Origin of the sequence: Rhodococcus sp. NCIMB 12038, assembly GCF_002165735.1 — a bacterium.
Classification (GTDB): Bacteria; Actinomycetota; Actinomycetes; order Mycobacteriales; family Mycobacteriaceae; genus Rhodococcus_F.
Genome location: NZ_NHML01000031.1, coordinates 1 through 14,002, shown reverse-complemented (window position 1 = coordinate 14,002; position 14,002 = coordinate 1). Strand labels below are relative to the sequence as shown.

At 67.6% G+C, this 14,002-nt stretch carries 13 protein-coding genes; 8 read left to right on the top strand and 5 right to left on the bottom strand.

Annotated elements, in window-relative coordinates; translation table 11 throughout:
* Positions 1-27: 27 nt before the first annotated feature.
* The 7 genes from CA951_RS33665 (at position 28) to CA951_RS33630 (ending at position 7,934) form a co-directional block, all read left to right on the top strand.
* The gene (locus tag CA951_RS33665) at positions 28-690 is read left to right on the top strand and encodes an ATP-dependent Clp protease proteolytic subunit (protein WP_087561009.1); all 663 of its coding nucleotides are present in this window, start codon (positions 28-30) and stop codon (positions 688-690) included.
* A gap of 240 nt (positions 691-930) precedes the next feature.
* Positions 931-2,211 carry an ATP-dependent Clp protease ATP-binding subunit ClpX gene (gene clpX / locus CA951_RS33655; protein ID WP_005248181.1) on the top strand — a complete coding sequence of 427 codons (1,281 nt, stop codon included), beginning with the start codon at positions 931-933 and terminating at the stop codon, positions 2,209-2,211.
* Between the two features lie 68 nt (positions 2,212-2,279).
* A complete protein-coding gene (gene aroQ / locus CA951_RS33650) occupies positions 2,280-2,720 on the top strand; it encodes a type II 3-dehydroquinate dehydratase (RefSeq protein ID WP_087561008.1) in 441 nt (146 codons plus the stop codon).
* Positions 2,721-2,727: 7 nt separating this feature from the next.
* Positions 2,728-4,662, top strand: a complete 1,935-nt coding sequence (locus CA951_RS33645) for a sugar phosphate isomerase/epimerase and 4-hydroxyphenylpyruvate domain-containing protein (protein WP_087561007.1) — start codon at positions 2,728-2,730, stop codon at positions 4,660-4,662.
* Positions 4,663-4,940: 278 nt separating this feature from the next.
* On the top strand, positions 4,941-5,714 hold the full coding sequence (locus tag CA951_RS33640; RefSeq protein WP_087561079.1) for a M23 family metallopeptidase: 774 nt from the start codon (positions 4,941-4,943) through the stop codon (positions 5,712-5,714).
* Between the two features lie 86 nt (positions 5,715-5,800).
* On the top strand, positions 5,801-6,988 hold the full coding sequence (locus CA951_RS33635; RefSeq protein WP_087561006.1) for a phytanoyl-CoA dioxygenase family protein: 1,188 nt from the start codon (positions 5,801-5,803) through the stop codon (positions 6,986-6,988).
* A 79-nt stretch (positions 6,989-7,067) separates the two neighbouring features.
* Positions 7,068-7,934, top strand: coding sequence for a sugar phosphate isomerase/epimerase (locus CA951_RS33630; protein WP_087561005.1), 867 nt, complete (start codon positions 7,068-7,070; stop codon positions 7,932-7,934).
* 23 nt (positions 7,935-7,957) lie between these two features.
* Here CA951_RS33630 and CA951_RS33625 read toward each other — a convergent pair whose 3' ends face one another.
* Positions 7,958-9,010, bottom strand: a complete 1,053-nt coding sequence (locus CA951_RS33625; protein ID WP_087561078.1) for a LacI family DNA-binding transcriptional regulator — start codon at positions 9,008-9,010, stop codon at positions 7,958-7,960.
* 239 nt (positions 9,011-9,249) lie between these two features.
* On the opposite strand from CA951_RS33625, the gene CA951_RS33620 reads away from it, so the two are divergent.
* The gene (locus tag CA951_RS33620) at positions 9,250-10,719 is read left to right on the top strand and encodes a sugar porter family MFS transporter (protein ID WP_087561004.1); all 1,470 of its coding nucleotides are present in this window, start codon (positions 9,250-9,252) and stop codon (positions 10,717-10,719) included.
* A 278-nt stretch (positions 10,720-10,997) separates the two neighbouring features.
* Here the strand turns inward: CA951_RS33620 and CA951_RS43060 are convergent, their stop codons facing one another.
* The 4 genes from CA951_RS43060 to CA951_RS44640 all read right to left on the bottom strand — a co-directional run.
* Positions 10,998-11,384 carry a DUF222 domain-containing protein gene (locus CA951_RS43060; protein WP_143543146.1) on the bottom strand — a complete coding sequence of 129 codons (387 nt, stop codon included), beginning with the start codon at positions 11,382-11,384 and terminating at the stop codon, positions 10,998-11,000.
* A 40-nt stretch (positions 11,385-11,424) separates the two neighbouring features.
* Positions 11,425-12,408 carry an ROK family protein gene (locus tag CA951_RS33610; protein WP_087561002.1) on the bottom strand — a complete coding sequence of 328 codons (984 nt, stop codon included), beginning with the start codon at positions 12,406-12,408 and terminating at the stop codon, positions 11,425-11,427.
* Positions 12,405-13,793, bottom strand: a complete 1,389-nt coding sequence (locus tag CA951_RS33605; protein WP_087561001.1) for an NAD(P)/FAD-dependent oxidoreductase — start codon at positions 13,791-13,793, stop codon at positions 12,405-12,407. Before CA951_RS33605 ends, CA951_RS33610 begins: the two co-directional genes overlap by 4 nt.
* 66 nt (positions 13,794-13,859) lie before the next feature.
* Positions 13,860-14,002: hypothetical protein (locus tag CA951_RS44640; RefSeq protein WP_179220413.1), on the bottom strand; the 143-nt coding region annotated here is incomplete at its 5' end.

Genomic DNA, 14,002 nt, shown 5'->3' with positions numbered 1-14,002 from the left:
CGCTCCCACACATCCCTTGGAGAACTGATGACCAACCTGTTCGATCCCCGCAGCCTGGGAGGCCAGGCGCCTACAGGCCCCCAGTCGCGTTACATCCTGCCGTCGTTCATCGAGCACTCGAGCTACGGCGTGAAGGAGTCCAACCCGTACAACAAGCTGTTCGAGGAGCGCATCATCTTCCTCGGCGTGCAGGTGGACGACGCGTCGGCCAACGACGTGATGGCTCAGCTGCTCGTTCTCGAGTCGCTGGACCCCGACCGCGACATCACCATGTACATCAACTCGCCGGGTGGCTCGTTCACCTCGCTGATGGCGATCTACGACACCATGCAGTACGTGCGCGCCGACATCACCACCGTGTGCCTCGGGCAGGCGGCCTCCGCTGCTGCGGTGCTGCTCGCGGCGGGTACCCCCGGCAAGCGTCTCGCCCTGCCGAACGCTCGTGTCCTCATCCACCAGCCGGCCACCGGTGGCATCCAGGGCCAGGTCTCCGACCTCGAGATCCAGGCCGCCGAGATCGAGCGGATGCGTCGCCTGATGGAGACCACCCTCGCGAAGCACACCGGCAAGGACGCCGACGTGATCCGCAAGGACACCGATCGCGACAAGATCCTCACGGCCGCCGAGGCCAAGGACTACGGAATCATCGACGACGTGCTCGAGTACCGCAAACTCAGCGCCCAGAAGTGATTCCCTGCCGCCCCGGCTCGGGCGACACGCCGTGACGGTGTGGTTGCCGCGAGCCGGGTGCGGGATCGGCAAGGCTGGCTTTCCCGGAAGATCGGTGCGCGAATCACCGACAACCAGTCGACCTCGCTCGCGATCTGCGGGTACGGTCACATAACGGGCTTTCGTTTTCGGTCGATGCGCGCAGGGCGTGGGATCGGTTCGATGGTTGCACGTAGACGAAGGAAGTAGGGACCTGACGAGATGGCACGCATCGGTGACGGCGGGGATCTGCTCAAGTGCTCTTTCTGCGGTAAGAGCCAGAAGCAGGTCAAGAAGCTCATTGCTGGGCCTGGGGTGTACATCTGCGACGAGTGCATCGACCTGTGCAACGAGATCATCGAAGAGGAGCTGGCCGAGTCCAGCGAGGTGAAGCTCGACGAGCTGCCGAAGCCGGCCGAGATCCGGGACTTCCTCGAGAACTACGTGATCGGCCAGGATGCCGCCAAGCGGACTCTCGCCGTCGCGGTCTACAACCACTACAAGCGCATCCAGGCCGGCGACAAGGGCCGTGATGCTCGTGGCGAGACGGTCGAGCTGGCGAAGTCGAACATTCTCATGCTCGGCCCCACGGGCTGCGGCAAGACGTATCTGGCTCAGACGCTGGCGAAGATGCTCAACGTTCCTTTCGCGATCGCCGATGCGACGGCTCTCACCGAGGCCGGCTACGTGGGTGAGGACGTCGAGAACATCCTCCTCAAGCTGATCCAGGCCGCGGACTACGACGTCAAGCGCGCCGAGACCGGCATCATCTACATCGACGAGGTCGACAAGATCGCCCGCAAGTCCGAGAACCCGTCGATCACGCGGGACGTGTCCGGTGAGGGTGTGCAGCAGGCTCTGCTGAAGATTCTCGAGGGCACGCAGGCCAGCGTGCCGCCGCAGGGTGGTCGCAAGCACCCGCATCAGGAGTTCATCCAGATCGACACGACGAACGTCCTGTTCATCGTGGCGGGCGCGTTCGCAGGCCTCGAGCGGATCGTGTCCGACCGCGTCGGCAAGCGCGGCATCGGTTTCGGTGCCGAGGTGCGGTCGAAGGCGGAGATCGACACGCAGGACCACTTCGCGGAGGTCATGCCGGAAGACCTGATCAAGTTCGGGCTCATCCCCGAGTTCATCGGCCGTCTCCCCGTCGTGGCGTCGGTGACCAACCTCGACAAGGAATCGCTCGTCCAGATCCTGTCGGAGCCGAAGAACGCACTGGTCAAGCAGTACAACCGGTTGTTCGACATGGACGGCGTGGAGTTGGAGTTCACCACGGACGCGCTCGAGGCCATCGCCGATCAGGCGATCCTCCGCGGCACCGGTGCTCGTGGTCTGCGCGCGATCATGGAGGAAGTTCTGCTTCCGGTCATGTACGACATCCCGAGCCGGGACGACGTCGAGAAGGTCGTGGTCAGCGCGGAGACGGTCAACGACAACGTGCTTCCGACCATCGTCCCGCGCAAGCCGGAGCGGGGAGAACGCCGGGACAAGTCCGCCTAGGCGGGAGCGCGCTGTATCCTGGGTGCGAACTAACTCACTAGTTCGTACAAATGGAGGTATAGCGCGCGATGACCGCTCCCGGACCGATCTTTGTTCTCAACGGCCCCAACCTGAATCTGCTGGGGCAACGGCAGCCCGAGGTGTACGGGCGGGAGACGCTCGACGACGTCGTGGAGTTGTGCCGCGCTGCCGCCGCGAAGGCGGGACGTGAGATCGTCGCGCGGCAGTCCAACCACGAGGGCTACCTGATCGACTGGGTGCACGAGGCCCGCACCACGGCGTCGGGCGTCGTGATCAACCCCGGCGGTTTCACACACACGTCGGTGGCGCTGCGCGACGCCCTGGTCACGCTCGAGGTGCCGCTCGTCGAGGTGCACATCAGCAACGTGCACGCCCGTGAGGAGTTCCGGCACCACTCCTACGTGTCCGGGGTCGCCACCGGAACGATCGCCGGACTCGGCATCCTCGGCTATTCGCTGGCCGTCGACTTCATCTGCAACAAGGGCTGACGGCGCCATGGGACGACAGGTTCGTACGAGCGTTGCCACGGTGTCCTTGAGCGGATCGCTGGAGGAGAAGGTCACTGCGATCGCGGCGGCCGGGTTCGACGGATTCGAGGTGTTCGAACCCGATTTCGTGAGCTCGCCGTGGTCGCCGCGTGAGCTGGCCTCCCGCGCAGCGGATCTCGGGCTCACCCTCGATCTGTATCAGCCGTTCCGCGATCTGGATTCCGCCGACGACGCGACGTTCGCGCGCAACCTGATCCGGGCCGAGCGCAAGTTCGACATCATGGAGCAGCTCGGTTGCGACACCCTGCTGGTCTGCTCGTCGCCGCTGCCCGAGGCGGTGCGCGACGACGCCCGCCTCACCGAGCAGCTCCATACCCTCGCCGAGCGTGCACACAGCCGGGGGCTCCGCATCGCCTACGAGGCGCTGGCCTGGGGCACGCACGTCAACACGTACCGGCACGCGTGGAAGATCGTGCAGGACGCCGACCATCCCGCCCTCGGCACCTGCCTCGACAGCTTCCACATCCTCTCTCGCGGGGACGACCCGTCCGGCATCCGCGACATCCCGGGGGAGAAGATCTTCTTCCTGCAGCTCGCCGATGCTCCCCGGATGTCGATGGACATCCTGCAGTGGAGCCGGCACCACCGGAACTTCCCGGGGCAGGGCAACTTCGATCTCGCCACGTTCGGTGCCCACGTCCAGGCGGCCGGATACACCGGACCGTGGTCGCTGGAGATCTTCAACGACACGTTCCGGCAGTCGTCGACGGGCCGCACGGCCGCCGACGCGCACCGCTCGCTGCTGTACCTCCAGGAAGAGGTGGCCCGCGTGCAGACCGAGCACGGCGAGGACACCGGTCGCGGTCTGGCGCTGTTCGAGCCGCCGCCGCGCGCACCCCTCGAAGGCATCGTGTCGCTCCGGCTCGCCGCCGGTCCCGGCAAGGATTCCGACCTCCGGCAAGCGTTGCAGCACATCGGATTCCGTCTGGTGGGCCGCCACCGCAGCCACGACCTCCAGTTGTGGCGGCACGGGCGGATGACCATCGTGGTCGACGCCACCGCGGGCACGGTGTGGACGGCGCCGGGTCTGCCTGCGCACCTGCCGGTGCTCACCCAGATCGGCATCCGGTCGAGCGATCCCGACGCGTGGGGGGAGCGCGCCGCGGCGCTCGAGGTCCCGGTGCACGAGGTCCTGCTGCCCGGGGTCGACACCGCGCCCGAATCCGATGTGGTGCGTCTCAAGATCACCGACGCGACGTCGCTGGACCTGCGCGGTCCGGGTAGCGCCGCGTCGTGGCAGTCGGCGTTCGATCTGTATCCGACGGAGTCGCGCTGGCAGGACGAGGTGCCGGTGTTCACCGGGGTCGATCACGTGGCGCTCGCCGTTCCGTCGGACAACTGGGACGGCATCATGCTGCTGCTCCGCTCGGTGTTCGCGATGGCGCCGCACGAGGGACTCGATGTCACGGACGCGGTCGGGATGATGCGCAGTCAGGCGCTGACGATGGATCAGACCGGTGCCGACGGCGTCGACCGTCCGCTGCGCATCTCGCTGAACATGGTTCCGGGCGCGGTGTCGGGGAACTCTCACATCGCCGCGGCCCGGCGCGGTGGGATCAGCCACGTCGCGTTCGCGTGCACGGATATCTTCACCGCCGCGGCGACCATGCAGTCGAGCGGCTTCGAGCCGCTCGTCATCTCGCCGAACTATTACGACGACCTCGAGGCCCGTTTCGGACTCTCCCGCGAACTCCTCGACCGCATGAGCGGTTCCGGCATCATGTACGACGCCGACGTCCACGGCGAGTTCTTCCACCTGTTCACTCAGACGGTGGGCGCCGACCTGTTCTTCGAGGTGGTGCAACGCGTCGGTGGTTACGAGGGGTACGGGGACGCGAACTCCGCGATGCGTCTGGCTGCCCAGTTGCGGGCGGCCGGCTGAGCGCTCCACCCGACAGATAACGGCGCCCGTGGTCACGACCGCGGGCGCCGATCGTCCTTCGGTCGAGTGACGTCCGCCACTTCTGGAGCGTGACCACTGACATCGATGCGCCCTCCCGGGGTGCGTGTGACTGATGTGGTCGAAAAATCCGGCCGGAGACCGCGGCCGACTGCGCAGGCGTCAACGCGACACGTGGGTTTCTGGCTGATACGTACTAACCTGTGTCGAAACCGTGACCATTTCGTTATCAGTCACGAACTCGACGGAGGAAAGTGGTCTTGTCTCTACACGCGAACACCGTCCCGCAGTCCCGGCACGCCCGGCGCTCCCGTGCGAAGTCCGCCCGCCGGCATGTGGTCGCGACCTCGCTGGCGGCCGCTGCACTGCTCGTGTCCGGTGCCATCGCCTCCGCTGCCACCGGGGAGGTCGCGCACGCATCCACCGACACGGGTGTGTCGCTCACGCCGCCGCCGCAGTTCCTGCAGGTCGACCGCCCGGAGTTGACCGACCACACCGACCAACTCCAGCGCGCCGCCCAGCGTGAGGTCGAGCGTCTCGCGGTGCAGAAGGCCGAGACCGAGCGCCTGGCCCGCGAGGCCGCCGAACAGGCCGCACGCCAGGCCGCCGCCGAGGAAGCCGCTCGCCGGCCCGCCGTCCTGTTTCCGGCCGACGGCACCTTCACGTCGGGCTTCGGTCAGCGTTGGGGCACCAACCACAACGGCATCGACATCGCGAACTCCATCGGCACCCCGATCAGGGCCGTCACCAATGGCACCGTGATCGAGAGCGGTCCGGCGTCGGGCTTCGGGATGTGGATCCGCCTGCAGCAGGACGACGGCACCATCGGCGTATACGGCCACATCGACACCTCGTTGGTCTCGGTCGGGCAGCCGATACGGGCCGGCGACCAGATCGCCACCATGGGCAACCGGGGACAGTCGACCGGACCGCACCTGCACTACGAGGTGTGGACGGCGAACGGAACCAAGATCGATCCGGCGGGCTGGCTCAACTCGCGCGGCGTATCCATTCCCGGAGGGCAGGGCGGCTAGGGGCGTCCCCGCGGCTCCGCCGCCTGAGGTGAAAATGATGGGTTTCTGGTGTTGTCTGCAGGTCGCATCACCGCAAGACTGTCTCCATGACCCTCTCTTCTTCTCCGTCGACCGGCCGGCGTGAGTGGATTCACGACTCGGACTGCGACCTCGACGCGTTTCGCGCCTCCGTGGACCGCTCGACGAACCTGGCCGACTATCCGTTCGCCCACTCCGTGGAGCAGAACGTCCTGGTGTACCGCAGCGATTCGCTGACTCCGCATCTCGACGAGGCGCAGTCCCGCCGCACAGTGCAGACCGAGCTCGTGCGCGCGCTCACCGACGGTCCCGGAATCGTGGTGTTCCAGAACGCCTTCGATGATCCCGCCGTGGTGGATCGTGCCACCGAACAATTCGACCGCCTCATCGCGCAGCAGCATGCGTCGGGTGGTGTGGTGGGGGACCACTTCGGCAAGGCCGGCGCCAACGACCGCATCTGGAACGCCGCGCAGAAACTGGCTCTCGGCGCCCCGGACGTGTTTGCCGACTACTACGCCAACGACATCCTCGCGCTGATCTGCCAGAGCTGGCTGGGGCCGCTGTACCAGGTCACGTCGCAAGTCAACGTCGTCAATCCCGGTGGGGCCGCGCAGGTTCCGCATCGGGACTACCACCTCGGCATCGTGCCTTCGCACGAGCTGCCCCAGTATCCGGCGCACCTGCACCGGATGTCGGCGGCGCTGACGCTGCAGGGCGCGGTGGCGCACTGCGACATGCCCGTCGAGAGCGGACCCACCCTGTATCTGCCGTACTCGCAGCAGTTCGAGGCGGGCTACCTGGCGTTCTCGCGGCCGGAGTTCGTCGAGTTCTTTCGCCACAGTCACGTCCAGTTGCCGCTCCGCAAGGGCGACGCGGTGTTCTTCAACCCGGCGCTCTACCACGGGGCCGGCCACAACCGTTCGGAGTCGATCCGGCGGATGGCCAATCTGCTGCAGATCTCGTCGCCGTTCGGCCGGGCGATGGAAGTGCTGGACCGTGAGGCCATGGCGAACGCCGTGTATCCGACGCTGCTGGCCCGGCAGAGGGCGGGGGCGAGCGAGCGCACTCTCCGCAACGCCGTCGTCGCGACCGCCGAGGGCTACCCGTTCCCCACCAACCTCGACCACGATCAGCCGGTGCACAGTCTCGCGCCTGCCACCCAGGTGGACGCGGTGTGGGAAGCGTTGCGGGACAGCGTCGATCCGGCGGTGCTCGCGGAGCGTCTGGCCGTGCAGACCGCGCGGCGGCAACCGTGAACGGGCTCCGAAGCGTGATCGACGGACACGCGGATACACTACGACAGCACCGTCCGGTGCGATTGGACGAGACACGACGATGACGATTCGACTGGCAGGCGCGCCCATTTCTTGGGGAGTGTGTGAGGTGGAGGGCTGGGGTCACCAGCTCGACCCCGACCGGGTGCTCACCGAGATGCGCGACGCCGGCCTCGCGGCTACCGAACTCGGTCCGGACGGATTCCTCCCCTCGGATCCACACGAGCTGACGGACACCCTCGCCCGGTACGACCTGACGGCGGTCGGGGGATTCGTGCCGGTGCTGCTGCACGACGCGGATCACGACACGGTCGCGGCGATCGGTGGGGCGCTCGATTCGCTCGTGGCGTCGGCATCGGAGGTGATCGTCCTGGCGGCGGTGACAGGGGCGGTCGGTTACGATTCGCGACCCGAACTCGACGACTCCGGATGGAAGACGTTGTTGCGCAACCTCGACCGCCTGTCGTCCGCTGCTGCCGACCGGGGCCTGCGGGCGGTGATCCACCCGCACGTGGGAACGATGATCGAGAACCGGGCCGAGGTGGACCGCGTCCTGGACGGCTCGTCGATCCCGCTGTGCCTGGACACCGGTCATCTCCTGATCGGCGGCACCGACCCGCTCGACCTGGTCTCCACGGCCCCCGAGCGGATCGCCCACGCGCACCTGAAGGATGTCGATGCGGCACTCCTCGGCCGGGTCCGGGCGGGTGAACTCACCTACACCGAGGCCGTCGCCCAGGGCATGTACACGCCGCTCGGCACCGGTGACGTGGACATCGCCGGGGTGGTCGAGCGGCTGCAGAATCAGGGCTACGACGGCTGGTACGTCCTCGAGCAGGACACCATTCTCGCGGCGGAACCCGAGGGCGGAGGCCCCGTGCGCGACGTCGTCCGAAGCGTCGAATACCTGGAAAGCATCACGAAGTAGGGCTTCGTGCCGCCGGGGCGCGGCTACCACCGGGCAGGCCCGGTCGTGCCGCGCACCATCAGGTGGGGGTCGATCACGAAATCCTGCGGGTCGAGGTCCTCGTCCTCGAGGCGGCCGACGGCGAACTGCACGGCGTGCCGGGCCAGGCCCTCGGTGTCCTGCCGCACGGTGGTGAGGTCGATCCGCGACAACTGTGCCAGGTGGCTGTCGTCGTACCCGACGATCGAGATGTCGCCCGGAACGTCGACGTGGGCGCGGGTGAACACGTCCATGAGACCGATGGCGCAGCGGTCGTTCCCGGCGAGCACGGCGGTGGGCAGGTGGTCCTCGGCCAGCAGCGTGTTCGCGGCCGCGACGCCTGCCTCCTCGGTGTGCTGACCGGGAATGACGCGAACGTGATCGGAGAGGTCGTGCCTGCGCATCGCCGCGAGGTACGCCCGACGCCGCTCGGGTGAGCCCGGGTCCGCGCCGCCGTCGACGTGCGCGATCTCGCGATGTCCGAGTCCGACCAGGTGGTCCACGGACTGGCGGATGCCCTTGGCGTCGGCGGTCCGCACGGTGTCGACGGCCGTGTGGGGGAGCGCGCGGCCGACGACAGTGACCACGGCCCGGTCCGCGAGCGTGCGCAGATAGTCCGCCTCGGAGAGGGGGCCGAGCAGGATCAGGCCCTCGCACCGGTGGCTGAGTAGCGCTTCGATCGCCTTGTGTTCGTCCCGGGTGGGTGCGCTCGCGGAGAGCAGGACCTCGTATCCGGCGGCCTCGGCCTCCGCGTAGATGGTTCCGATCAGGTCGGCCTGGAAGGTCTGGTGGACATCCATGAGCACCCCGAGGGTGCGGCTGCGGCCGCGGGCGAGCATGCGGGCGGCCCGGTCGAGCCGGTAGCCCAGTTCGTCCGCGGCCTGCAGGACGCGGTCCCGGGTCTCGTCGGATGCACCCGGTTTGTTGCTGAAGATCAGTGATACGAGGGTGCGTGACACCCCGGCCCGCGTCGCGACGTCGGCCATCGTGGGGCGTCGGTGCAGGCCGGCCGGTGCCCGCTCCGCATCCGCGTGCGCCGTGGCTCGGTCGTCGAGCATCTCGATCTCCCTCGGTTGCGTCGTCACGGACATTCTCACGGATCGCGACTTCAGCCCTTGACACCTTCTGTGATTCACCTCATAGTAGACAACTGAAGCGCGTTAGTGAAGCGCTTCAGTCCAGGAAAGTACGCCTCTTCGGCTGCATCGAGCCGAGCGCGCCCCGGGCGATATATCGACGCACGTGAACCGATCTTCCGTGTCGTGATGCGTGAGCATTCCCAGAAAGGCCACACCTGATGTTGACAACCAACTCGGCTGCCAGTGCACGCGGAAGCGGCGGCGCTGCGCGTAACGAGCGCAGTCACAAACGCTTCCTGACCAAGCTCACTGTCATCTCCACACTCGGAGGCCTGCTGTTCGGCTACGACACCGGGGTGATCTCCGGTGCGCTGCTGTACATGAAGGACGAGTTGAACCTCAGTGCGGTTGGCGAAGCCACCGTCGTGAGTTCGCTGCTCTTCCCGGGTGCCGCGGTCGGCGCGTTGCTGGGCGGCCGGTTGTCCGATGCCCTCGGCCGCAAGCGCACGCTGCTCGTCTGCGCGGGCCTGTTCCTCGTCGGTGCCCTCGGGTGTGCGATGGCTCCCAACGTGGAGATCATGGTGCTGGCCAGGATCGTCCTCGGTCTCGGTGTGGGCGCCGCCGCCGTCACCTGCCCGCTGTACCTGGCCGAGATGGCCCCGGTGGAGCGGCGTGGCCGGATGGTCACCATCAACGAACTGATGATCGTCACCGGTCAGATGCTGGCCTTCTCGATCAACGCGCTGCTCGATCACGTCATCGAGGATCCGACGGTGTGGCGGTACATGCTGGCCATCGCGTCGGTGCCCGCGGTTCTCCTGCTGCTCGGCATGCTCGCGCTGCCCGATTCACCGCGCTGGTACGCGTCGAAGGGCCGGCTCGCCGAGACCCGCAGGACCCTCGAACTGAGCCGCAGCGAGTCCGAGGCCGCCGACGAGTACGCCGGCATCGCCTTCCACGCCGCCCGCGACCGGAAGTCGAAGACCAGTGGCGCCGTCCACTACCTGCGTGACTACCCCTGGATGCGCCGGATCCTGTGGATCGGCTGCGGGCTTGCCATCGTGCAGCAGGCGACGGGCATCAACACGGTCAACTATTACGCCCCGACGATCCTCGAACAGAGTGGGTTGGGGGTCAGCGCGTCCCTGGTGGCCACCATCGCGGTCGGTGTCACCTCCGTGGTCATGACGATCCTCGGAATCGTCCTGCTGGGCTTCGTGAATCGCCGCAAGATGCTGCTCACCGGTTTCATTGGGGTGGCAAGCTCGCAGGCCGCGCTGTCGCTGGTGTTTCTGCTGCCCTCGTCCACCGGACGCAGCTACATCATCCTCGCCGCGATGATGGTGTTCGTCGCGTTCGTGCAGTGTTTCATCGGCACCTGCGTGTGGTTGCTGCTGTCGGAGATCTTCCCGATGGCCATCCGCGGATTCGCAATGGGTATCGCGGTATTCGTGCTCTGGACGACCAACGCCTTCATCTCGTTCGTCTTCCCGATCCTCAACTCGGTTCTCGGATCCACCGGAACGTTCGGGCTGTTCGTTCTCGTCAACCTGATGTCGGTGTACTTCGTGTACCGCTTCGTCCCGGAAACCAAGGGCCGCAGCCTCGAAGAGTTGGAGGACCGCCTCGGCGCGGGCAATCCCGCCACGTCCGCTGCGGGAAGCGCCGCAGCCGTCGCCACCCACTGATCGCCGGTTCTCACGCACCGGTACCACCGCCTGCGGGTGGTGGTGCCGGTGCGTTGCGGTGTGTGGGGCGCCGCCCGTGTAGTTCGTTCAGGTACTCGGCGTCCCTGCTGGTCGTGGGAACGCTCGGTGAGCGGCCGGAGGGCACGGGAGTTCTGCACGCCTCGGATGTGGTTGTGGTCATTCGAGTTGTCCCGCGCCGATCTGCCGGACGGTCCAACAGCCGTAGGTTTTCAGCCGGTGATGACGCCGGCAGAGGCAGGCGAGATTCGACTCGACCGTCAGACCGACATTTCCCGCAACCGCATTGCGAGGGTGTGGGCGTCGGCGGCGGGGAGGTGCCCGTCGAGGTAGGCCATGCCGTTCTCCGCCGGGCGGATCCACACGTCGCGATCGGCGATGGCGAGCTTGTTGCGGTGGACGATGCTGTCGGGGTCGTAGCGGGCGATGACCCGTGCCTGATCCAGGTCGATCCGCCCGGCCGCGAATGCGTCTCGGGTGCCGTGCAGGCGGTGGCGCAGGTCGAGTCCGAGGTCGATCCAGGGGGTCACCACCGGGTCGTTGACGCCGAGTGCGACGGCCATCACTCGTCGATGGTGAGCTTGCACCAGCATCGACCTGCCCATCCGCAGCCCATCGATCGCCAAGATTCCCGGCGGTGTCGTCATGCTTCCGCGCTCGTGAGTGCCCGACGAGTCCGGGGACTCCTCAACCACGCACGGGCGCGGAGCGCCTCGCGAGGGTGGCGGCCCCGATGCGCTGTGCCGATTCGCCGAGTTGTGTTTCGCGGATGCGGGCGAGGGGGCGGTGCCCGGAACCGGTTGCGAGAGAGGCGTAGACGTCCCGCGCGTGGTCGAGGAACAACGGAGCCGAACCGCTGACTCCGCCGGCGATGACGACGAGGTCGGGGTCGTAGACGTCGCCGACCATGGCGAGTCCGACGCCCAGCCATCGTGCGAACTCTTCCATCGTGCGGATGGCCAGCGGGTCGCCGTCCCGCGCGGCGCTCGCGATCCGGCGGCCGGTGAGCGATCCCGGATCGCTCGCCACTTCGCGTGCGAGGATCGTCGAACTCGTGGGGTCGGAGGCGAGAAGTTCGATGGCCGTGTCCACGAGCGCTGTTCCGCTGCAATACCGTTCCCAGCACCCGCGCTTGCCGCAGGCGCAGGGTCTGCCGCCCGGGACCACCTGCAGGTGGCCGAGTTCGGGGGCGACACCGTGGCTCCCGCGGTACAGCGTCCCGTCGATGAGCAGCGCCGCACCGATGCCGGTGCCGATCGCGACCATCACCACATTGCGACCACCGGCGGCGGCCCCGAACCGGTGCTCCGCCCACGCCGCCGCGTTCGCGTCGTGTTCGAGGACCACTGGCAGGCCGAGCCGTTCGCTGAGGTCGTTGGCGACCGGCACGTTCTTCCACGGCAGATGCGGCGCGAACCGCACGGTGGTGAGGTCGGGGGTGATGAAACCCGCCACGGCCAGCCCGACGGCCGACACGGGATGGCGCCCCGCGAGTTCGCGGACGGCACGGTCGAGCGCGTCCTCGAGGGCCTTCGCCGATTGTGGTGTGGGCGCCTGCACGGAGTCGAGCACCTCGCCGGTGTCGTCGACCACGCAGGCCCGGATACTGGTACCACCGACGTCGATGCCGACGGTGAGAGCGGAGACAGGCACGGAGGCGACGGTACTCACCGTGCCGAGGCCGTCGCCGCCTCGGGTACCGCCCGGGAATCCTCCCAGGCATCGAGCCTGCTGATCGCGGTCCGGGCGACCACCTGTTGTTCCGTGACGGCGAGGTGGCCCCGGGAGCTGCCCAGGAACGACCACGTCCAAGACAGGGCGGTCGCGAGCCGGCTCTTGAATCCGACGATGTAGACCAGGTGGATCAGGAGCCACAGCAGCCAGGCGAGCAGCCCGGTCAGTTGGAGGCGGCCGACCTTCGCGACCGCGTGGAAGCGGGAGATCATCGCCATGCTGCCCTTGTCCGTGTAGCGGAACGGGGCGCGTTCGGGCTTGTCGCGACCTTTCCGGTGGGCGCGCACCTCGGCGGCGATCAGTTGCGCGGCGTAGCGGCCGCCCTGGATCGCGACCTGCGCGACGCCGGGAAGGCCGTCCCGGTTCATCATGTCCCCGACGACGAAGACGTTGCTGTGGCCCGGCAGGGTGAGGTCGGGTTCGACGAGAACCCGGCCCGCGCGGTCGGTGCCGGCGCCGGTCTGCTCGGCGAGTTGCCTGCCCAGCGGGCTGGCCGCGACGCCCGCCGACCAGATCTTGCAGGCGGCCTCGATCCGCCGCTCGGCTCCGTCCTGGTCGCGGACGGTGAGTCCGTCGTCGTCGACGTCGGTCACCATCGCGCCCAGCTGGATCTCGACCCCGAGATTCTCCAGCGTGTCCGCGGCCGCCCGGCGCAGCTTGTCGTCGAACGGCGGGAGCACCGTCGGCGCCGCGTCGAGCAGGATGATGCGCGCGTCACGGGGATCGATGGTGCGGTACGCGCCGGCGAGAGTGCGGTGCGCGAGCTGGGCGATCTCGCCAGCCATCTCGACACCGGTGGGCCCGGCGCCGACCACGACGAACGTCAGCAGTCGCGCCCGCTCAGCGGGATCGGTGCTGACCTCGGCGCTCTCGAAGGCGCCCAGAATGCGACCCCGCAGCTCGAGGGCGTCGTCGATCGTCTTCATTCCGGGTGCGTGCTCCGCGAAATGGTCGTTGCCGAAATAGGATTGGCGGGCGCCCGCCGAGACGACGAGACTGTCGTACTCGGTGACGGTCGTGCGGCCGCGATGGGTGGAGGTGACGGTTCGGTCGGCGACGTCGATCTTCTCGACTCCGCCGATGAGCACGGACGCGTTCTGCTGGTCTTCGAGGACGAGCCGCGTCGCGGGCGCGATCTCGCCCTCCGACAGGATTCCCGTCGCCACCTGGTACAGCAACGGCTGGAACAGGTGATGCGTCGTGCGATCGATCAGAGTGACATCGACGTCCGTCCGTTTCAGTGCCTTGGTGGCGAAGAGGCCGCCGAATCCCGATCCGATGACCACGACCCGATGACGGCGGGCGAGAGAGGTGTCGCTCATGAAGTTCCTTTCGATCGAACGGACGCCGCGCCGGACCGCGGACGGTCCGGCGCGGAGAACCAGTACTTACGCGTTCTGGGGGAATCCGAGGTTGAGGCCGCCGTGGCTGGGGTCGAGCCAGCGGGTGGTGACGACCTTGCCGCGGGTGAAGAAGTGCACACCTTCGGCGCCGTGGGCGTGGGTGTCGCCGAACAGGGAGTTCTTCCAGC

Bases quoted from the DNA above. Each gene is read 5' to 3' on its own strand.
- CA951_RS33665 (WP_087561009.1), top strand. From the start codon at position 28: ATGACCAACCTGTTCGATCCCCGCAGCCTGGGAGGCCAGGCGCCTACA.
- clpX (WP_005248181.1), top strand. From the start codon at position 931: ATGGCACGCATCGGTGACGGCGGGGATCTGCTCAAGTGCTCTTTCTGC.
- aroQ (WP_087561008.1), top strand. From the start codon at position 2,280: ATGACCGCTCCCGGACCGATCTTTGTTCTCAACGGCCCCAACCTGAAT.
- CA951_RS33645 (WP_087561007.1), top strand. From the start codon at position 2,728: ATGGGACGACAGGTTCGTACGAGCGTTGCCACGGTGTCCTTGAGCGGA.
- CA951_RS33635 (WP_087561006.1), top strand. From the start codon at position 5,801: ATGACCCTCTCTTCTTCTCCGTCGACCGGCCGGCGTGAGTGGATTCAC.
- CA951_RS33630 (WP_087561005.1), top strand. From the start codon at position 7,068: ATGACGATTCGACTGGCAGGCGCGCCCATTTCTTGGGGAGTGTGTGAG.
- CA951_RS33625 (WP_087561078.1), bottom strand. From the start codon at position 9,010: ATGCTCGACGACCGAGCCACGGCGCACGCGGATGCGGAGCGGGCACCG.
- CA951_RS33620 (WP_087561004.1), top strand. From the start codon at position 9,250: ATGTTGACAACCAACTCGGCTGCCAGTGCACGCGGAAGCGGCGGCGCT.
- CA951_RS43060 (WP_143543146.1), bottom strand. From the start codon at position 11,384: ATGACGACACCGCCGGGAATCTTGGCGATCGATGGGCTGCGGATGGGC.
- CA951_RS33605 (WP_087561001.1), bottom strand. From the start codon at position 13,793: ATGAGCGACACCTCTCTCGCCCGCCGTCATCGGGTCGTGGTCATCGGA.